Source organism: Vibrio sp. 05-20-BW147 (assembly GCF_013369385.1).
GTDB lineage: Bacteria > Pseudomonadota > Gammaproteobacteria > Enterobacterales > Vibrionaceae > Vibrio > Vibrio floridensis.
The window spans coordinates 46,466-66,524 of the sequence record NZ_SZTO01000014.1 but is presented as its reverse complement, the minus strand read 5'-3'; the positions used below and the strand labels follow the sequence as shown (position 1 = coordinate 66,524).

Genomic DNA, 20,059 nt, shown 5'->3' with positions numbered 1-20,059 from the left:
ACTTACTTGGCTTTATTTCGTAACAAAAAATTTGTTTTACACCGAGGATCCCATGGAACTTGCTTTGATCGTTACTTTTATCGTTGCCTCTGCAGTAATGGTAAAAAAAGAAATGACAAAACAATAAGTTATCATTCATCTTTTCTTTTTGTTTTTACATTTTGAATGAGACTTAAAAAGCCAGCAGTTGCTGGCTTTTGTTTTTATTGTGGGCTAGAACTTGTAGTCAACACTAACAGACCAATTTCGACCTGGTTGCGAAAAGAAGTCTTTGTTGGTCGTGGTGGTAATGTTTCTAACATCTTGATATGACCAGTATTCTTTATCGAAAAGGTTATTGATACCTGCTCTTAGCGTTAGGTCTTTCATCGGTGTATAGTATGTCGAAATATCGACAACTCCATATCCTGCACTATCAAATGCCTCTTCTTTAGACCAATCATCTTTTTTATCCACAAGAGTAAGATTGGCAAGGCCACCAAATTTCAGATCTTGATTGTGGTAGCCCAAGCCCAATACCGCTGTTAGCGGTGCAACGGAATCGAGTGCATTCCCCGTCTCTTTATCTTTTCCTTTGGCATACGCAATGGAGAGCTTGCTGTACAGGCCTTTTGGAGCATTAATGGCGTCATCCAGTAAAATATCGGAACTAAGCTCTAGCCCCTTAATTTCAACACGATCTCGGTTTACGATCGTAAAACGCTTTTTGTTTGGGTCGATGCGCTCTAGATCTTGTTCATCAATAAAATCTTTGTACTGGTTAACAAAACCAACAAGTTCAATACGAGCCCAACGATTTTTAGATCGTAGGCCAATTTCATAAGAGGTACTACGCTCCGCTTTCAAATCTGGATTTGGGACAAAATCCGCTCCTGTATTGTACTCATAATAGAGTTGTTCAACGGTTGGAGCTTTAAATCCTTGACTAACTTGCGCAAAGTTACTGATGTTGCCGTTGTAGTGATAAACGGCACCGAGCTTACCTGTAAGGGCGTCACTGCTGTTTTTGTCACGCTTTGTCGTTGCTGTAGCGGAATACTCTGGTGTTGTTTCAAACGAGTCGTATCGTACGCCAGCATTAACAATAAGAGACTCTTCCAACAAAAATGCATTGTCTTGGAAGAAAACGCCTTTTTTTACCGTTTTTGCGTTGGGAACCGTCGTTTTAGCCGGTTTAGATGTGTTGTTGTCATGAAGATAATCGACATTGTCTATTGAAAAGTCGGTATGTTGGTAGTTCAAACCGTACGTAATTTCATGTGTCGAACCATCGAGCACTAAAAGTTTGTCAAATTGCGTATCAAACTGCAGTGTTTCTTCTTTTGCCGAGCGCTCACGTGTTCTGTCTCCGTTGTAACGTACCATTCCTGAATGATCTGTTACGTGGGAGAAGTTACCGTTAATTGATTCGCTCTCTTGGTAGTTAAGTGCGGCATTCAATGAGTCAAACACGACGGCATTGCCATGAAAGTCATATGTTAAGCCAACACGACGGCGAGTTGCCTCATCATTGTTGTGTGAATTTGAATACGTAGCAACGGGCATGGGGCCATAACTCATCGTGTAGTTGCCATATCGATTATCTTCGTTGTATTCATGTTTATATTGTTCATACACAACGCCCACGCGATTGTGATCTCCAATATCAACAAACGCTTTCGCCAGAATATTTGATAACTTTTTATCAGCCGGGTTTGCTGTTCCACGCATTGGGCCATCGATGTCAGCATCATCTGAGTACGTTTTCTGCTCGTTACCATCTGCGTATGTGCCAATGACTATCGTTTCGAATATGCCTTTTCTCATTGCCCACGTAAGGGTGTTCTTAAATTGTGTATCGGCTGAGAAATAGCTGGATTTAATACCGAAATGCGTGCCATCACCTTCATCTAATACATCAGCAGGCTGCTTGGTACGGAGTACAACGGTTCCACCGAGCGCATCAGAACCGTATAGGGTAGAAGATGCACCTTTATTGATTTCAATTGAAGTAAGCGTATCTAATTCAACAGTATTTGGATAAATAGCTTGAACGTTTGCGCCTGGGTTGAAAGGAGTCACTTGTGATACTCCGTCCACAACGACTTTTACTCGGCTACCTTCCATCCCACGAATATTGAACCCTGAAATGCCAAATCGACTCGATGTCGTTACATTCACGCCGGGAGTGTAAATAAGCGCATCGTGTAGGTTTTTGGCTAACTGAGCGTCGATGTCGTCAGATGAAACCGTCTCGATAGAAGAAGAAACATCTTGCTTGCTCTGTTCTGTCCTTGTTGCAGAAACAACGACTTCATCGAACAAACCCACTTCTTGCGCTTGAAGCGGAGTAGAAAGAGCGAATAATATTGAGGCTGAAAGAAACGTTCTGTTGTACATTTTTACTACCTTTTAAATCCTTAGCAGGCTAATCATCGCGGCAATTCTATTTTATGCGAGTGATAATTACTATCATTTGCATCTTTATTTTAAACTAACACTTTGGTTAGATGGATTTTCTTTTCCACGAAAAGGCAATATTATTCAACGAGATATTTTGAGTTAGAACGAAGTATCTACTGGTTTTACAAAATTCACATATGTGACAAAGATCACTAAAAGGATTAAATGTGCAAAGCCCCATTACGTTAGAAGCACTTCATATACTTGATGCGATTGATAGAAGAGGGAGCTTCGCGGCCGCCGCTAATGAACTTGATCGTGCGCCTTCATCTTTGAGTTATCAGATCCAAAAACTTGAACAAGATCTTGATATTATGATTTTCGATCGCTCGGGACATAAGGCCAGTTTTACCGATGCAGGCAGGCTGATTCTCGACCGTGGTCGGGCAATTCTGACGGCCACAGAAAAATTAGTAAACGATGCGACATTGCTCGCCAATGGTTGGGAACTCGATATTGCGATTGCCTATGATGGGATCATTGGTATTCACCATTTTTTCCCTCTGGTTGATGCTCTCAGTAACGTCAGTAAAACCAGAGTAAGGCTTCAAGAAGAAATTTTAGCAGGTTGCTGGGAATCTCTGCAGACAGGAAGAGCCGATCTGCTTATTTGTCCAAGAATGGAAGTGTTGCCACACGATGTTAAAGCAGAAACGATTGGCAAAATGAGTATGACGTGGGTTGCTGCACCAAGTCACTATGTGCATAAGCGTGTGGGCGAGTTTGACGACTTGGCAAGGGAAAAGTACCGAATCATCGCCATTGCGGACACTGCGCGTGAGCAACCCGCAATAACAGTAAACATTGTACAAAGGCAGCCAAGACTAACGGTCACCAATTTACAAGCCAAGGTGGATGCATTAGCTGCTGGGCTTGGTATCGGCACGTTACCAACGGACGTTGCACAAACACTAATTGAAAAAGGTCAGTTAAAGGCTATCGAAGGCGTTATACCGCAACCTTTGGAAGTGATCCTCGCATGGAAACGAAATCAAATGGGCGAAGCAAAATCTTGGTGCATTCAGTACATTAAGAAGAACTGGAAACTCAAATAAAGTCCATTTAACCTTTGATAATCACTCCAATTACGCTTATATCTAACTTTGACATTTGGGCTGGTTCATCACCAGCCCAATCATTCCTTCCCATTTAATCAACGATTTATGGATTTAATAGTAAAACCATATCCGCGACACCATCTTCAAACTGCACGTCCAATGAGAATCCAAGTTTTTGAGCCAACGTGAGCATTCCACGGTTGGTTGGCATGGTCATTCCCGTCATCCGCTGAGTTCCTTTTTTGCGGCAATAATCAATAATCTTGTTCATTAATACTTTCCCAAGCCCTTTGCCTTTGAGATCAGAACGAATCAGGATCGCAAATTCAGCTTCCGTGTTCTCAGGATTAATCAGCGCACGAGCAACCCCAATAATTTTGGCTTCGCCCGTAGAGAAGGAGACGGCAACAAAGGCCATTTCTCTGTCGTAGTCAATCTGTGTCAGATTGGCTAAAGCCTCATGGTTAAACTCGCCCACATCACTAAAAAAGCGTTTGTAGAGATCCTCTTTGGAGACGTTGTTAATGAACTCAGCGTGAGCTGGCTCATCTTCTGGCAAGATTGGGCGAAGCAGTATGTGTTCGCCATCCTTAAGTTGCATTGTTTCGACAAACTCAGCTGGGAAAGGGCGGATAGCTAACCGTTCTTGACCATTTCCTTTGTAATCCTCTAGCGTGAGATCCGCGTCTAAAATGGTAAAGTGCTCACCATTTGCCAATACTGGATGGATATCCAGCTCTTTAATTTGTGGCAGTTCAACGACCATTTGAGATATTTTTACCAAGAACTTAGCCAGTCCTAACACATCCATAGGTTCGGGTAATTTTTGTAGCCGAATGTGTCCTTCTTTAATGGCTCGAACAATGAGATAGCGAGCCAACGTCATGTTGAGTGGGGGTAATGCCGCAGAAGCGTCGCGGGCTTCGCTCCATTCCGACCCGCCTTGGCCTAACAAAATCACTGGGCCAAACACTTTATCAGTGATGACCTTGATTCGGATCTCCTCACCACCAGCAAGTTTTGCCATTCCCTGAACAAGCAGGCCGTGGATATGTGCGCTTGGATAGGCCAATTTGGTGCGATCGAGAATCGCATTAGCAGCCGAAGAGACTTCTTGGCTATTGCGCAAGTTAAGCATCACACCTTGCACATCAGACTTGTGAGCAATATCGGGTGAACGAAGTTTGACCGCTACAGGGTAACCAATTTGCTCTGCAATATGAACAGCTTCGACAGTGTCACTGGCAATCCAAGTCGGAAGCACATCAAAATTGAATAACTTCAGCAAGTTGCCTAGTTGATGAGTATCTAAATGAACTTGCTGTGAGTTCTTAAGTTGTTGAGCGACCCATTCGCGCGCTGTGTTAACATCAGAGACATGAAGAGGTTCGGCGGTGGTCGGAGTTTCCATCAATTGCTTCTGGTTTCGTCGGTACTCAACAAGGTGCATGAAGGCAACCACAGCGCTTTCTGGAGTACGGTAGGTCGGAATGCCTGCCTTGGTGAGGATCATTCGAGCGGGTTTCGCTGTTTGTTCGCCAGACCAGTTGGTCAAAATATTAAAACGTTTGTGGCGAGGGTGCGCCTTGATCGCATCAACGATCGCCTGTGCTGTTTCAACGGAATCAGACACAGCAGAGGGACTATGCATAATCAATATCGCGTCTGCACAATCGCTATCAAGCAACGTGTTGATGGTTTTAACATAGCGCTCTTTATCTGCGTCGCCAACGATGTCTATTGGGTTGTCACGTGACCAACTTTCAGGAAGCTGAGACGATAACGCATCGATGGTTTCCAAAGACAAGTTTGCCAACTGGCCACCTCTATCGAATAGCGTATCGACTGCCATCAGGGCAGGGCCGGCACCATTAGTGACAATGGCAAGCCGTTCACCTCTAAGGGGTACAGAGTGGGTTAAAGTTTCTACAGCGGCAAACAGTTCATGAGTATTGTGTACACGCAGCATTCCAGAACGTCTGATAGCCGAATCATAAACAATATCGAGTGTCTCAAATCCCACTTTTTTAAGCGCCTTACGGCCAGAGATCGAACGCCCACCTTTTAAGACAAGAATACGGCGGTTTCGTGACGCTGCACGCGCAGCTGACATAAATCGTCGTGCATCTGAAATCGAATCGACATAGAGCAAAATGGCATCGGTTTTGCTGTCGGTACAGAGATAATCCAACAGCTCATCGAAGTCGATATCTAAACCATTACCAACAGAGACAAACGCCGAAAAGCCAATTTCTTTGTCATTTGCCCAGTCAAGAACTGTCGTACAGACTGCTGCTGACTGAGATATAAACGCTATCTTTCCAGGCTTGGCATTGACAGGAGAAAAAGAGGCATTAAATTTATGCCAAGGAAGGATCAACCCTAAACTATTCGGCCCAAGTATTCTCATGCCATTAGCACGTGCGATGGAAACGCATGCATCTGCCACATTTTCGGCTTCACCGTGTAAATAGTCAGTATCAGAGGCAAGTACAATGACGAACTCTGTGCCGAGAATCGCAAGTTGCTCGAATATTTCCACGTTGCGTTCGGATCTTGTACAAACAATTGCAATATCAGGGACCAAAGGCAACTTATCCAAGGAAGGATAGGCTAGTACACCTGAGACAGATTTATACTTAGGTGTCACGGGCATAATCGCACCTTCAAAGCCACCTTGAAGTAAGTTCCTCATGACGATATTGCCCGCACTCAAGTGACGCTGTGACGCACCAACCACGGCTATGGAAGCCGGTTTAAAGAGTTTCTGTAACTTATTCACCAATCTTCTCCCGACGCATACAGCTCCAACTAATGATTACATCATAAACAAAAACTTAATCGGTGAAATGTCTATAATTAGCGCTATGCTTGTTAAAAGAGCGCGCTGTCGATAGATTGTGTATTAAGTCACATGTTCAAGGCACTTTATTGATATCTAAGCTTGATTCTAGGCATAGCTATCGGCATGATTCGATATAAATTTTAAGAAATGGTCAAATCCCATGAAGAAAGTTGCAATTATCACTCTCTCTGTTTTGCTCTCGGCTTGTGCGTCAGATAATTATGTCGCAAATGTCACAACGGAAAGTCATCGTGAAGAGTTCAAGATAGACCCGATTCCAGAACCGTTAATGGCCAAAGAAGAAACCGTTCAAGAGACCACGATTTCGACACCTGTTGTTAAAATGGAACCACAAGTCGAAGAAAAGAAAGTGGTTAAGCTCAGCCCTCAATCTGATACCAAATCGGTTAAGATAGTGCCGCCATCGAAGAAACAACAAGAACAATTACAGAGGTTTGGTTACACGGTGCAAGTTGTTGCTGTCGGTACACAGGCCAAAGTAGATTACTTTGCTTCCAGGCTACCTAAAGATGGACAGCCAGTTTGGGAAAACTACAAAGTGGTCAACGGAACTAAGTGGTTCACCGTTTTGTATGGCGATTTTGCTACCAGCACTGAAGCGAAAAAAGCCATCTCTGCGTTACCGCAAGAGTTCAAAGAGCTACAGCCATTTGTTAAAAGCATCGATGCGATTAAGAATTCAGAGTACCCAACTCTCAACAAGCTAAACTAATCGCTAAATTCAATGTTTGAAGGAGCCTTGTGCTCCTTCTGTTTTTTGCGCAACAATTAAGCATCCAACGAGTGAAAAACACTTTTTACCCACAAATGACTGTACGAGAGAGACGATATGGTTATCATTGAGAAAGTCGTGTCTCTTAATCACGGAAATATATTCTAATGATGAAAAATGTATTACTTCTTTGCGGTGGCGGTTCCTCGGAACACGAAATTTCACTGCTGTCGTCAGAGTTCTTAGAACAGCAACTCAGACTTATTGAAAATGTTACCGTACATAAAGTTGTCATTGAGCAAAGCGGTTGGTTTGATACAAACAACCAAGCCGTATATCTCGACATACACACCAAGTGCATTAAGAGTGATGAATCTGATCTTTCAATACAGGTCGACTTTATCGTGCCTTGCATCCACGGATTTCCCGGTGAAACAGGGGATATTCAGTCGATGTTTGAGCTTGCGGGTATTCCTTATCTTGGCTGTGGCCCAGAAGCGAGTAGCAATAGCTTCAACAAAATTACATCAAAGCTTTGGTATGACGCGATAGGTATCCCTAATACTCCTTATCTATTCTTAACGAACAACGACCAACAGGCACATGAACGATGTTCCCAAGCGTTTGATAATTGGGGAAAGGTTTTTGTAAAAGCAGCAAGGCAGGGGTCATCAGTAGGGTGTTACAGTGTCACTTGTAAATCGCAGCTTGATAAAGCTATTGATGATGCATTTGGATATTCACACCAAGTGTTGGTAGAGAAAGCAGTAAGACCTAGAGAGCTGGAAGTGTCTGCCTATGAAATGAACGGTGAGCTGCATATTTCAAAGCCAGGCGAAATCATTGCCCCAGACGGGGCATTCTATTCTTATGATGAAAAATACAGTGCAGGCAGCCACTCAATTACCGAAGTTGAAGCCAAAAACCTCACTCAAGCTCAACAGAACTCCATTAGAGAATACAGTGAAAAAGTGTTTCGCCAAATGAACCTTCGTCATTTGTCTCGAATCGATTTCTTCTTAACGAAAGAAGGTGATATTTATCTAAACGAGGTAAACACTTTCCCCGGTATGACAAAAATTTCAATGTTTCCGAAAATGCTACAACACAACGGGCACAAGTTTCACGAGTTCTTAGCCGATTGTATTAAACGCGCTATCCAATAAATTAAAGCACCTAAAAACAGCGAGGTATACCAGATATACCGCGCTGCTTTTTGTACTTTTTCGCCCAGAAAACTGACCAAAATAAGACAAGGTCAGTACAAAACCCTTAGAGTATCTTCATGGAGAATAAGGTTTTTTTCCATTTCGTTGCACCAAAGCACGCTATTAAGGAAATTTTATACTTGCTAAGCGTCTGATTACTATTATGATTATAGTAAGACTTAACTACTAGATGATTCAGTTACATGGCTATATCTCATTACCGTGGTTTCAACTTACAATCTGCTGCCAATGACACTAATATTTGGCAGGTTAAGATTAAGAATCGTGTGCTTCACGGCAGCCTAAGTGCCGTTAAAAAAAGTATCGACTGGTGGTGTGACACGGCATCTATCATCGATCCTAGAGAATTTTCTTCTTTAGATAGAAAGCAAGAAGCTATAGGAAACCCACAATCAGAAAACTTTAATGGTTTTGCCATTAAGAACGATACTGGCGAGCCTAATGCTTGGTATTGCTTCTTTAATGGCAAACTCATTAAAGGTTCAAAAGCGGCTATTCAGCGCCATATCGAAGCGTATCTAATCGCTAAGCAAAAAGCTGAGCAACAGAAGAAATAACAATGACATTGGTATATTCAACAGAATCTGGTCGCATTAAGCCAGAAGAGCAACAATCAGAGCGACCGAAAGGTGATGGTATCGTTCGGATACAACGTGAAACCAAAGGTAGAAAAGGTAAGGGAGTTTCTGTCGTAACAGGCCTAGACCTAGACGATGCCCCTCTAAAACTTCTCGCAGCTGAGTTAAAGAAGATCTGTGGTTGTGGTGGTAGCGTTAAAGATGGCAACATCGAGATACAAGGCGATGTCCGAGAGAAAATCAAAGCCTATCTTGAAAAGAAAGGCATGAGAGTGAAACTAGCCGGTGGTTAACGTCAAAGGAGCTTTTAAAGCTCCTTTTTTGATCTCGTTTAGAGTGGTCAAGTACGACGATCATTTTATCAATACAATATAGAACCTTAAATCTTTGATTATAAGGTTCTATATTAGGTATTTTATGGTAAATAGCACTTATGTTTAATTGCATACTTAACACCGAAAATAAAAGCAAAGGGGCGAGTATCGAAATTTCATGAGCTTAGCGTTGCTCTTTATTTAACATAACGTACATAATGCGCACTGCGATTAAGAAACTTAGTAGTGTCTTGTTTTAGCCACTTTAAAATGCATCTTTAGCTCCTAGCAACTAATCTCTACTTGCCCAGCTAGATTCTAATCGCGATCCACGACAAGTTCAGTGACTGTTGCTTCAACTACGCGTCATCCTGACTGCGTCGTTTACCTGATCGACTGAACGCTTGGGTAGCACCTGCCTAAACGGTATGCCGTTACGCTTTTTAGCAACGATTGATTTGCTAAGTTGCTCCCTGCAAACACGCCCACTCGATCAAAAGCGATCAAATCTTACTCATAAAGCTGACATACCAAATTCATTAAAACTTAGCTATCAACACCACCAATTGGGTTTGTAAGTATACACACAACTTGTTTCTAAAAGCCTGCGGTATAAGTGAGCACTTACAGTGTCACAACGTAAATTTTTCAGCACACTCCACTACAAGAAGTTTTTGCCAACAAAGCAAAGTGTAATTAAATTACAAGCAAGAAGTGACAGCGTTGCAATGCAGCATTAAAAACCAACACAACTAGTTGTATTTGTTGGAATTATGTAGATAAGGCATAATTTATCAATCGAATTTCAGCTCACCAACAAATCTTGGTAAAACTAATATGGTAAAGTTTTACCAAGATTGTTGAGGCACAAAAAAGCAGAGCTTATTTGCTCTGCTTAATGGACGTTTTGCTGGGGTAAAGCTAACGCTTACTGTTGGTTCTGAGCCTTATGCTCTGCCCTAATCTTGTCCGCAACGATTTTAATTGCTTGGGCGGTACTCATCCCTTGCGCCATTAAGTTTTGTATTTCTTCAACGGCTTTTTGCTGCTCTTGATGTGATAGAGGTGGAAGATCGTCAAACATAAAAAATCGGCTCCTTTGTAAGGAGCCGACTATAACGAGATGCTTAGTAGGTAGCAAGAAAATTGATTGAAGCACCCATTGCGTTTTCATTGGTGTAGCGTGCTGATATGTCGATTTCAAATAAGTTTAGTGGAGATAAGCCAATACCCGCTGTAATGGTGTCTTCGACATCTCGGGCTAAGTTCTTCATATAGCCACCGCGCAGTTGTAACTGTCTTAAAACATCTATCTCAAAGCCTGCCCTTAACATTTGACTATTGTCATCAAATGAAGAGAATTTTTTTTCTTCATTTAAATCGTAATCAACACTGATCGTAAAGTAATCCGCAACAATCCCTGCACCAACAGTGTAAAGTGGCCTCATACTATAATCATAAGAAGGGATCGCTGTAGACGGCACGGTTCCATCAAACTGATACGACTTAGTCTCAATGTCACGACCAATCAAGTTTTTAGCAGCAAAACCAACTCGAAATGGCCCATAGAACCATAGCGCACCAGCATCTATATTAAAGATAGTTTCTCCAGTCTCGTTTTCGCGCACCCCAGTTAAGTCGAAATTGGAAAATGACGATGCAAAAGAGTGCGTGTAGACCCTTTGTAACTTGGGTGTGACGCCAAAAGCCATGTGCTGATATAGGAAGGTCTGGTACTTAGCGAGTGATATACCGACTTCAGTAACCGAAACAGATACAGCTTGAACATAACTTTTATCTGGATCTGGTCCAGGCGCAACCTTTGGTGTGACAAATGATTCGGTATAAAGCTTTCCATAGATTGTCGCTGAAAGAAATCGATTGGGTATACCAAATGCGACAGCGCCGCCCAACTCAAGATCCAACTGATCGTTATTGATATTGTTTAGTGCATTGGCGATCTCTACGGGATCAGTTAGCGCTCCCAAAGCTTCGATTTGATCAATGAGCTGATCAGGGTCGTTGTAGGTTATGCCAAAACTGGGAATAAGCATACCAGCATCATCATTCCGTCTATAGACAGCGGATAGCGCTGGATTGAAGAATGGCGCTGTCAGGTAGTTGCCCGCAACGGTACCCACTCCCCCCATCGCATCACTTCGAGCTTCAACGGTGTAATTTGCTGCATTTGCAGTACCACAGCACAACACGGCTACGGTAACAATACGATTCTGTATTTTCATCCTAAGACAACCCTTAGATTCCTTTTCTTGTAATATCGGCAGGATTTTAGATTTTTCAAGTTTTATTCTTGTGTAATATCGTAAGTGCGGCTTATCGTTTGAGATTGTTCAACCAAAATCTGCCCCTGCCAACGCTTAGTATTCATGCTTACTGCAAGGACATATCGTTCGTTTGGTATGCCTTCGAGATCTAAACTATTAGGATAATCAGATTCGTAGGTTTGGTTCCAAACTCGCTGGTATTGGCCATTGACGTAATCATAGAGCCCAACATTCATTTCAGGCAATGGGCAATATGGGTTGTTCAACGCTACTTTTTCCACGCTCCAATTCTCTTTTGAAGACCATCGCACGTATTGTGGAGCAATTGGTTCACCTAAAATGACCCAACCACTCCAAACCTCTTGATCCGCGGGCTGTATAACGAGTTGGTAAAGTCCTGAATCAAGCTTGCCGGTGAGGTTGTATCGCTTCTGATATTGCATTTCCCCGGGGTCATTCGTGACGCCGTCACCATTTATTTGCGTAAAATGACTGTCAGAAGAAACACTTCGATCGACCCACTTGCGCATTGCTAGGCTTTTTATCTCTAATGTGGCACGAATATCGATCACCAAACGATAGGTATCCCTACCTGGACTTTGAATGGTTTGTCGTATCACTTTTACGCCTGTCAGCCAGTTTGGTAACGTTCTTTTCGTCAACGACTTACCACAGTCTCGATTTAAGGACTGTATTAAGAGACTGTTGAGATGTTCTCTAATCGTGTCTTTGGGCTCTGACTGCCAAACCTCGACGAGAGACTCGAACATACCAGGCAGATTATCTTCAAGTAAATGTTGATGGGCTTGAGTTAGCGGAGTACTAGCATCAAACCAGTCTACTCCGTAGACTGGTTGAGTGATCGTCAATGTTAAGATTGGAAGTAAAAGTGACTTGCGCATTAACCTTTCATCTTATAGCCGACACCGCGAAGGGTTTCAATCTCCAAACCGACAAGTTTTTGTCTTAGTTGCAACACATGGGTATCAACCGTACGAGTGGTTGGGAAATGGTTGTAACCCCAAACATGATCAAGTAACTCATCGCGTGTAAACACGCGCCCTAAGTTGCTTGCTAAAAACAATAGGAGATCAAATTCTGTTCTTGTCAGTGTAATCTGTTCACCCTTGAAAAATACTTCACGGGTCGATTTATCGATGACAAGATTTTCAGTTTCAACTTTGTCACTATTCCCTTGCTCTGCAGCTTCTGGCGAACGTAACTGAGCACGAATACGTGCAAACAGCTCCGCTTCAGCAAAAGGTTTCGTAAGATAGTCATTTGCACCAGAATCCAATCCAGCCACTTTATCTTTAACCGTAACCAAGGCCGTTAAGAGAATAACGGGAATATTCTTCGCTTTTTTCCAACTAGGCAGATGTGTGACTGAATCGCCATCTGGTAATTGGCGATCCAGAATAACCAAATCGGCTTCTTGCCACAGCGCTTCAACATCAGAAATACGCTCTGCGTGCAAACACTCGTACCCTGCCTGCTCTAGGCTAACTAGAAGGCCATCAGCCAAGTTTTTATCATCTTCAACGAGAAGCAACGTCTGTTTCACAAGGTATCTCCAAAATAAACGTAGTAGGTGGACCAATAAGCTTCATTTTTCCGCCCATTCGTCCGACCATAGATTCAACAATCGTTAAGCCAAGCCCCAAACCGCTTTTGCTGACAAATGGCTTGCGTAAATGTGACCAGTCTCTGCTGGTCAGTTTGCCATTATCTGTGACTCGGATTGTTAGTTTACTGTCACCCGTTTGTACATCCAGTGTCACGGGGGCGACGCCGTATTTGACTGCGTTACGGATCAAGTTATCTACACAAGTCCCTAACCAATAAACGTTAATTTTCGCGGCAACGTCTTTGTTGATCTTGAACAACACGTCTTGAGGAAATTCATCTTCTATTTTAAACATGAGCCACTCTTCAACTGAGGGAATCCAGTCTGTGGCAAGTTGTTGATTATCAGACTGTAGATAGTCTTTACTCGCTTCAGCTAATTGCCGCAAGCGTCTGGTGTCTTCGCACAACCGACGAAACTCATCATAAACTGTTTCTGGTAAGTGCTCAAATTCTCTGCGAAAACCTTCGACGGTGAGCGATAAGCTCGCGATGGGAGTGCGTAGTTCATGTGTTAGTATTTGCAAAACAAGCATTCTGCTACGAAGCTCTTGACGCTTACTGTTCCACCGATAAACCGCCCAACCAGTAACCAGCATAATATTGGCGATAGCCAGAACAATCATTGAGAAACGCAAGATCTGAGAATGATCTTCAACGTCCCAACATATATTACCTCGTTGAACAAAACAGCTCGAACTGTCTGAGTTAACGCTTAATGCCAACCCAGCTTTTTCGACGTTGTTTGACCAAGTGCTTTTATCGAACACATGATAATAATCACCTCTTCTCAACCAAAGCTGGTCTTTATCAAGAAACATGATTGCGCCCGAAATTAGCGAGTTAATGGTTTCATCATCCATTTGCTGAAGAGTAGTTAACAACTCATCTCCCACTTCATTTTTCCGCTCTTTAATATGCATGAACTTCTTCAATGTTTCGTGCTCTTCAGGAAACTTTTTAATGTATCTTGCGGCATAAGTACCACCACCTGGATGAATAAGAGCAGAGCGAGAAAACCAACGCGTGTTTAGTTTTATACCTTTACAAATGGAGCGAGTGAACACCAATGGCTCGGTGATCAAAGGGCTCAATGGTAATTTGCCATTACATGTTTTGGATAATTGATAAAGTAGCTGCACGTCTTTCAATGGATAGTTGGACGTTTGCGGCAACATAGAATCAGGCGATAAAAGCTTAGTAGGAAACGATGACTGCAGATCACGAATGTCATAGGTTTCGCTCGCGGAATCGTAATCGAACAACTCCGTAAAAAAGTCGATTCGCTCGGGCAGTGAATCTGCCATTGCAGGTGGCAATAGATTCAAAGCTATGACTAGTGATAAGAATAGTTTTTTAATCAAAGCGTTGTACTGCGTCGTGAAAATTAGGCTCAATATACAACATATTCATTAAAATTTACATTTATGCCATCTGGTATTTAGTCGGACTGATGTTAAATCAAACAAAAAGACCAGCTTTTCAGCTGGTCTTCGTCTTTTATGTAAATTATAACGCTTTTGAAATCGCATCCACGCTATCTTTGGCATCGCCAAAGAGCATTGATGTGTTCTCTTTAAAGAATAATGGGTTCTGAACGCCAGCATAACCAGTATTCATTGAACGTTTGAAAACAATGACGTTTTTCGCATGCCAAACTTCCAACACTGGCATGCCAGCGATTGGACTGTTTGGATCTTCTAGCGCAGCTGGGTTAACGGTGTCATTCGCACCAATAACCAACACAGTATCCGTGTCTGAGAAGTCGTCGTTGATCTCATCCATTTCCAAAACGATGTCATAAGGTACTTTTGCTTCAGCAAGCAGCACGTTCATATGACCAGGTAAACGACCCGCTACTGGGTGAATACCAAAACGAACATTAACACCTTGCGCACGCAGTTTTTCTGTGATCTCGTGAACTGGGTATTGAGCTTGTGCTACTGCCATGCCATATCCTGGAGTGATGATGACTGACTTGGAGTTTTTCAGCATATCCGCTACATCTTCTGCGTTGATTTCGCGATGCTCACCGTACTCTTCATCACCAGAAATCACGACTTCCTGGCCAAAGCCACCAGCGATAACGCTGATAAACGAACGGTTCATCGCTTTACACATGATGTACGAAAGAATGGCACCTGAAGAACCAACAAGAGCACCAGTCACGATCAACAGATCGTTTGCTAGCATGAAACCAGCTGCCGCCGCTGCCCAACCTGAGTAAGAGTTCAGCATAGAGACTACAACTGGCATATCCGCACCACCGATCGATGCCACCAAGTGGTAACCAAATGCGAAAGCAATCAGTGTCATCACGATTAAGGCAAACATACTGCCGTCTGCGTTAACAAAGTGAATCATAAGCAGAGTCGAAACGACGATAGCAGCGAGATTCATCTTGTGTTTATGAGGCAAGTTAAGTGGCGATGAGGAAATGATACCGCGTAACTTTCCGAACGCGACAATCGATCCCGTAAAGGTTACCGCACCAATGAACACGCCCAAAAATACTTCCACTAAGTGAATGACGTGTTCTGCGTGAATTCCTGCTGGGTCAAGAGAGACTGGCGCAGGTGGTTCAAGATAGCTGTTGTAACCAACCAAAACCGCCGCCATACCCACAAAACTGTGTAGAATGGCCACTAACTCTGGCATTTCTGTCATTTCCACTTTTTTAGCGTAGTGGATACCAATACCACCACCAATCACCATGGCGACAATGACCCAAGCAAAACCTTCAGCACTTGGACTAAAGATGGTCGCAAGTAAAGCAATTGCCATACCAGCAATGCCGTAGTAGTTCCCTGATCTTGCTGATTCTTGCTTAGATAGACCAGCAAGGCTCAGAATAAAAAATAGTGCAGCAACGATATAGGCCGCCTGTACTAATCCTGCAGACATTGGTTACTCCCTATTATTTATCTTTGCGGAACATTTCGAGCATGCGTTTGGTTACCGTAAAGCCACCAAAAATATTAATGCTCGCGATCAACACAGCAATGAACGCCAAAAACGTTACTGCCCCATTTCCTTTGCCAATCTGTAACAAGGCACCGACAACGATGATCCCCGAAATTGCGTTGGTTACCGACATGAGTGGAGTGTGAAGTGCGTGTGTGACATTCCATACCACGTAGTAGCCCACAACACATGCCAAAACGAACACCGTAAAATGTGTGAGGAACGCGGCTGGCGCAACGGATGCAATCCATGCAAATGCACCGACAGCCACTGCAAGTCCGGCCAGTTTTTTCACGGGAGAAACGGGTTCTTGTACTTTTGGCGCTGGCTTTTCAACCGCTTTTGGTTTGGCTTGAGGCTGTGCAGAAACTTGAATTGGTGGCGCAGGCCAGGTGATTTCACCATCTTTAACCACAGTGACACCACGTAGTACAACATCGTCGAAATCGATATTGATGTTGCCATCTTTTTCTTTACACAACAGTTTGAAAAGGTTGACTAAGTTTGTTGCATAAAGTTGTGAAGATTGAGTGGGCAAACGACCAACCATGTCGGTGTATCCGATCACTTTTACGCCGTTTGCCGTCGTGATAACTTGGTTTGCGACTGTGTATTCGCAGTTACCACCGTTAGCGGCAGCAAGGTCAACAATCACACTACCTGCTTTCATGCTATCGACCATTTCCTTGGTAATCAGCTTAGGCGCTGGCTTACCAGGAATCAGTGCGGTCGTGATAATGATGTCAACATCTTTCGCCTGTGCAGCATACAGCTCCGCAGCTTTCTTGTTGAAGTCATCAGACATCTCTTTCGCATAACCATCACCAGAACCAGCAGCTTCCTGGTAATCAACAGAAAGGAACTCTGCACCCATGGATTCCACTTGTTCTTTAACTTCTGGACGTACGTCAAAAGCACGAACAATCGCACCTAGGCTACCAGCAGCACCGATAGCAGCCAAACCAGCAACACCCGCACCGGCGACAAACACTTTCGCTGGTGGTACCTTACCAGCAGCAGTAATCTGCCCTGTAAAGAAACGCCCAAACTCATGCGCCGCTTCAACAACCGCTCGATAACCGGCGATGTTGGCCATTGAGGACAATGCATCCAGTGCCTGAGCACGAGAGATACGTGGCACGGCATCCATAGCCAGCACATTGATGTTCTTACTAGAGAGTTGTTCCATCAACTGAGGGTTTTGAGCTGGCCAAATGAAGCTAACCAAGGTCACGCCATCTTTGATCAACGCAATCTCGTCAATGCTCCTGTCTTCATCGATAATTGGCGCATTGACTTTAAGGATCAGCTCAGAGTTCCAAGCATCTTCTTTAGAAACCATTTTCGCACCAGCTGATTCATATGCTGAATCATCGAAGCTGGCTAACGCCCCCGCTTGGGTTTCGACAACAACATCAAACCCCAATTTAATTAGCTGCTCTACCGAACTTGGCGAAGCAGCGACTCGCGTTTCTCCAGCGAGCTGTTCTCTTGGTACACCAATTTGCATAGCTATTCCTTGACTATTGGCCTTGTTAGTTATCTTTTTGTATCTAACGCAGGATGTGACTTCAAGTAATTTGTAGTTAAAATACAAAATTTCATTACATATAACCCTATGTAATGAAGGAACTGTACGCACCCCGTGAAATAAAACAACGACATATCAACAAGACAGAGGTCTAACCAGACCTAGAATTATTGGTTGATAAACAACCACATAACCAACAATTTTTGCATTTAACAAAAAAGAGCCATCAGCATAAACACTAATGACTCTTTTTATGATGACAGGAATCAAAACCAGAGAGAGTTTTAGTTAAATATCTCCCCTTTCATCTGGTCGATGTACATTTGCGCTTTTTTTTGCATTAGTTCATTCGCATCACCTAGTGAACTCAGAACATCTGAACGTATAAATCGATGTGTTTTGAGTTCCCCATCAATCTCTTTTGTGATGCGTCCGGCTATTCGATATTGTCCACCTTCCGCTAGACTTTCCGCATAAATGAGAAAACCTTTGTGTTCGATAGGTTCAAGTTCTGGTACTTTTTCTCTTTCATTGCCCAAACCAAATAGGCGCTTAAACAATCCCATTAATTTCTCTCATGTGGTTTGTTGAATTTCAAAATAGGTTTTTCAAACCATTCTAGCGGCGCATTGTCATCATAGTTGACGTGGGAAAAAACCACGGGCACATCATCGTTAATACGATTAGTTCGTCGATCCTCAATGATCATGCTTTCAGCATTTTTGACAGCGACTTCACTATTGTGTTTGAACTGCACTAATCGCTCTTCCGGCAACGCAGACAAGAAATCGATATCATGTCGAATATAAACGGGTTTAAGTTGCACGAGGGCTAAACAGGCCAAATCCGCAAGTTGCTCTGAAGTGTAACGAGTTACATATTCATCTTGCGCTAATACCTGACCAACTAAAGTTTCCATGTAGTTATGAACATCGACACTGATTTGCATTTAAGCATCTCCCTGTTTTTATTATGCTCGGCATTGCCACAGTATACGCAGCCATACTTGTAAACCAAGCTTCTAAAGCGACTTTTACTAACGTTATCAACAAATCACTATTTAAGTTTAGCAAAATGCTTGGAAAATCCAGAAATAATCGTATTCTACTAGGCTTATCTTACCCATGGCCCATGTGTCTGCATTATAGGAAGTCAGCAGTTAATGACATCTCCGGTTGTTAGTAGCCCTCAGTTTAAGATCTTCTTTCCACTGTTTTTGCTCGGTATTTTGGCCATAGGGATGGACAACATTATTGTCGTGACACAAGCCAATTGGGGCTTGGCCGCAAACTTACCTTACTTTCTTCTACTAACGGCATTCTTACTATGTAGTGTTTTCAAGCAGGGTCGCATTGCCATGATCGCAATGGCGATGAGCGTTGCTTATTATGTGATACAACAAAGGCTACAAATCCCTCTTGTAAAAGGCTCTGTACTTTTAGAACTCTCCTTATTGGCATTTCTATTACCCGTTGCTTGTTTTGTCGTCTATTTGTTTAGCGCATCAGGCATGCATAGTCGTTCAATCGCAATGTACGCCCTTGTGATTGCTGTGCTAACCGCTTGGTCCTATGTTTTTATTAGCTACTTCCAAGAAGCTGGTTACGAGCATTGGAACAATGGCTTGCTTTTTTCCGTCGAGGTAATTTCTAGACTACCCTTACTATTGATTGCTTATGGTATGGGTATCGTCTTGACAACCGCGATGTTGGTGTTGAAGCACAACCGACCAATCGAAGTTTCCATTTATACGTGCCTCCTTATGTCATCAACGACGTTTGCTTTTTTCGACGTTCAATTTATATCAAGCACCATGTTTTCATTGGCTGGAATCTTGCTGATTATGCATGTTGTCCAAGCCAGTCATGAGCTAGCATTTATCGATGTGCTGACACAGCTTCCCAGTCGTAGAGCGTTAGAAATGGATGTAAAACACCTAGGCAGGCGTTTTTCTATCGCAATGATCGATGTGGATCACTTTAAGAAATTTAACGACACCTATGGGCACGACACTGGCGATGACGTTTTGAAACTTGTTGGCTCTCGCTTGCTCTTAATTAAGGGCGGAGCAAAGGTTTATCGTTATGGTGGAGAAGAATTTACCGTGGTATTTAAAGGCAAAACCTCGAAAGAAGTAGAAGGTTACCTAGACGACATTCGAGAAGATATTGCCAATTACGATCTCGTTTTGAGAAATGACACGACGCGCCCAAGCAAAGCAAGTGAAGGAAAAAAACGTCGTGGCACTCAAGAAAATAAAATGAATACGGTCAATGTAACGGTCAGTATTGGTGTGTCAGACAGCCGTTCTTCGAAAGATCCAGATACCATTCGTAGCTTAGCAGACGAAGCCTTGTATAAAGCGAAGAAAGCAGGCAGAAACCAAGTCATGACGAAGATCGAATAAAAACCTATTTATAAGGCCATTTCCATTGCCAAATATTTAAAATTTAT

At 43.0% G+C, this 20,059-nt stretch carries 17 protein-coding genes; 6 read left to right on the top strand and 11 right to left on the bottom strand.

The features are described 5' to 3' along the window. Positions 1–213: 213 nt before the first annotated feature. Entirely contained in the window at positions 214–2,379 is a 2,166-nt protein-coding gene (locus FC652_RS13870) for a TonB-dependent hemoglobin/transferrin/lactoferrin family receptor (RefSeq protein WP_176299059.1), read from the bottom strand. 230 nt (positions 2,380–2,609) lie between these two features. Here FC652_RS13870 and FC652_RS13865 point away from each other — a divergent pair, with 230 nt between their 5' ends. Then, a complete protein-coding gene (locus tag FC652_RS13865) occupies positions 2,610–3,497 on the top strand; it encodes a LysR family transcriptional regulator (RefSeq protein WP_176299058.1) in 888 nt (295 codons plus the stop codon). Between the two features lie 106 nt (positions 3,498–3,603). On the opposite strand, the gene FC652_RS13860 is transcribed toward FC652_RS13865, so the two are convergent. Then, positions 3,604–6,282, bottom strand: coding sequence for a bifunctional acetate--CoA ligase family protein/GNAT family N-acetyltransferase (locus FC652_RS13860; protein WP_176299057.1), 2,679 nt, complete (start codon positions 6,280–6,282; stop codon positions 3,604–3,606). Between the two features lie 223 nt (positions 6,283–6,505). Here FC652_RS13860 and FC652_RS13855 point away from each other — a divergent pair, with 223 nt between their 5' ends. From FC652_RS13855 to yciH, 4 genes are all read left to right on the top strand, one after another. After that, a complete protein-coding gene (locus FC652_RS13855) occupies positions 6,506–7,078 on the top strand; it encodes an SPOR domain-containing protein (protein WP_176299056.1) in 573 nt (190 codons plus the stop codon). A 167-nt stretch (positions 7,079–7,245) separates the two neighbouring features. Further along, on the top strand, positions 7,246–8,244 hold the full coding sequence (locus FC652_RS13850) for a D-alanine--D-alanine ligase (RefSeq protein WP_176299055.1): 999 nt from the start codon (positions 7,246–7,248) through the stop codon (positions 8,242–8,244). A gap of 245 nt (positions 8,245–8,489) precedes the next feature. Further along, positions 8,490–8,864 carry a DUF3319 domain-containing protein gene (locus FC652_RS13845; RefSeq protein WP_176299054.1) on the top strand — a complete coding sequence of 125 codons (375 nt, stop codon included), beginning with the start codon at positions 8,490–8,492 and terminating at the stop codon, positions 8,862–8,864. A 2-nt stretch (positions 8,865–8,866) separates the two neighbouring features. Further along, a complete protein-coding gene (gene yciH, locus FC652_RS13840) occupies positions 8,867–9,178 on the top strand; it encodes a stress response translation initiation inhibitor YciH (protein WP_176299053.1) in 312 nt (103 codons plus the stop codon). Between the two features lie 949 nt (positions 9,179–10,127). Here the strand turns inward: yciH and FC652_RS13835 are convergent. The 9 genes from FC652_RS13835 to FC652_RS13795 form a co-directional block, all read right to left on the bottom strand. Next, a complete protein-coding gene (locus tag FC652_RS13835) occupies positions 10,128–10,283 on the bottom strand; it encodes a YoaH family protein (protein ID WP_176299052.1) in 156 nt (51 codons plus the stop codon). Between the two features lie 43 nt (positions 10,284–10,326). Then, positions 10,327–11,442, bottom strand: coding sequence for a conjugal transfer protein TraF (locus FC652_RS13830; protein ID WP_176299051.1), 1,116 nt, complete (start codon positions 11,440–11,442; stop codon positions 10,327–10,329). A 62-nt stretch (positions 11,443–11,504) separates the two neighbouring features. Beyond that, positions 11,505–12,386 carry a DUF2861 family protein gene (locus FC652_RS13825; RefSeq protein ID WP_176299050.1) on the bottom strand — a complete coding sequence of 294 codons (882 nt, stop codon included), beginning with the start codon at positions 12,384–12,386 and terminating at the stop codon, positions 11,505–11,507. Then, on the bottom strand, positions 12,386–13,048 hold the full coding sequence (gene vxrB, locus FC652_RS13820; RefSeq protein WP_176299049.1) for a response regulator transcription factor VxrB: 663 nt from the start codon (positions 13,046–13,048) through the stop codon (positions 12,386–12,388). The genes FC652_RS13825 and vxrB overlap by 1 nt, the downstream gene beginning before the upstream one ends. Further along, positions 13,023–14,417 (bottom strand): sensor histidine kinase VxrA, encoded by a 1,395-nt coding sequence (vxrA, locus tag FC652_RS13815; protein ID WP_176299048.1) that lies wholly within the window; start codon positions 14,415–14,417, stop codon positions 13,023–13,025. The genes vxrB and vxrA overlap by 26 nt, the downstream gene beginning before the upstream one ends. A gap of 202 nt (positions 14,418–14,619) precedes the next feature. Further along, on the bottom strand, positions 14,620–16,014 hold the full coding sequence (pntB, locus tag FC652_RS13810; protein WP_176299047.1) for a Re/Si-specific NAD(P)(+) transhydrogenase subunit beta: 1,395 nt from the start codon (positions 16,012–16,014) through the stop codon (positions 14,620–14,622). A gap of 13 nt (positions 16,015–16,027) precedes the next feature. Next, positions 16,028–17,584 (bottom strand): Re/Si-specific NAD(P)(+) transhydrogenase subunit alpha, encoded by a 1,557-nt coding sequence (locus tag FC652_RS13805; protein ID WP_176299046.1) that lies wholly within the window; start codon positions 17,582–17,584, stop codon positions 16,028–16,030. Between the two features lie 305 nt (positions 17,585–17,889). Continuing rightward, entirely contained in the window at positions 17,890–18,171 is a 282-nt protein-coding gene (locus tag FC652_RS13800; RefSeq protein ID WP_176299045.1) for an HlyU family transcriptional regulator, read from the bottom strand. Beyond that, on the bottom strand, positions 18,171–18,554 hold the full coding sequence (locus tag FC652_RS13795; protein ID WP_176299044.1) for a late competence development ComFB family protein: 384 nt from the start codon (positions 18,552–18,554) through the stop codon (positions 18,171–18,173). The genes FC652_RS13800 and FC652_RS13795 overlap by 1 nt, the downstream gene beginning before the upstream one ends. A gap of 213 nt (positions 18,555–18,767) precedes the next feature. Here FC652_RS13795 and FC652_RS13790 point away from each other — a divergent pair, with 213 nt between their 5' ends. Next, positions 18,768–20,012, top strand: a complete 1,245-nt coding sequence (locus FC652_RS13790; RefSeq protein WP_176299043.1) for a GGDEF domain-containing protein — start codon at positions 18,768–18,770, stop codon at positions 20,010–20,012. Positions 20,013–20,059: the final 47 nt, after the last annotated feature.

Excerpts from the sequence above, each read along its gene's own strand:
- FC652_RS13870 (WP_176299059.1), bottom strand. The coding sequence starts at position 2,379 with ATGTACAACAGAACGTTTCTTTCAGCCTCAATATTATTCGCTCTTTCT.
- FC652_RS13855 (WP_176299056.1), top strand. The coding sequence starts at position 6,506 with ATGAAGAAAGTTGCAATTATCACTCTCTCTGTTTTGCTCTCGGCTTGT.
- FC652_RS13850 (WP_176299055.1), top strand. The coding sequence starts at position 7,246 with ATGATGAAAAATGTATTACTTCTTTGCGGTGGCGGTTCCTCGGAACAC.
- FC652_RS13845 (WP_176299054.1), top strand. The coding sequence starts at position 8,490 with ATGGCTATATCTCATTACCGTGGTTTCAACTTACAATCTGCTGCCAAT.
- yciH (WP_176299053.1), top strand. The coding sequence starts at position 8,867 with ATGACATTGGTATATTCAACAGAATCTGGTCGCATTAAGCCAGAAGAG.
- FC652_RS13835 (WP_176299052.1), bottom strand. The coding sequence starts at position 10,283 with ATGTTTGACGATCTTCCACCTCTATCACATCAAGAGCAGCAAAAAGCC.
- FC652_RS13830 (WP_176299051.1), bottom strand. The coding sequence starts at position 11,442 with ATGAAAATACAGAATCGTATTGTTACCGTAGCCGTGTTGTGCTGTGGT.
- FC652_RS13825 (WP_176299050.1), bottom strand. The coding sequence starts at position 12,386 with ATGCGCAAGTCACTTTTACTTCCAATCTTAACATTGACGATCACTCAA.
- vxrA (WP_176299048.1), bottom strand. The coding sequence starts at position 14,417 with ATGGCAGATTCACTGCCCGAGCGAATCGACTTTTTTACGGAGTTGTTC.
- pntB (WP_176299047.1), bottom strand. The coding sequence starts at position 16,014 with ATGTCTGCAGGATTAGTACAGGCGGCCTATATCGTTGCTGCACTATTT.
- FC652_RS13805 (WP_176299046.1), bottom strand. The coding sequence starts at position 17,584 with ATGCAAATTGGTGTACCAAGAGAACAGCTCGCTGGAGAAACGCGAGTC.
- FC652_RS13800 (WP_176299045.1), bottom strand. The coding sequence starts at position 18,171 with ATGGGATTGTTTAAGCGCCTATTTGGTTTGGGCAATGAAAGAGAAAAA.
- FC652_RS13795 (WP_176299044.1), bottom strand. The coding sequence starts at position 18,554 with ATGCAAATCAGTGTCGATGTTCATAACTACATGGAAACTTTAGTTGGT.
- FC652_RS13790 (WP_176299043.1), top strand. The coding sequence starts at position 18,768 with ATGACATCTCCGGTTGTTAGTAGCCCTCAGTTTAAGATCTTCTTTCCA.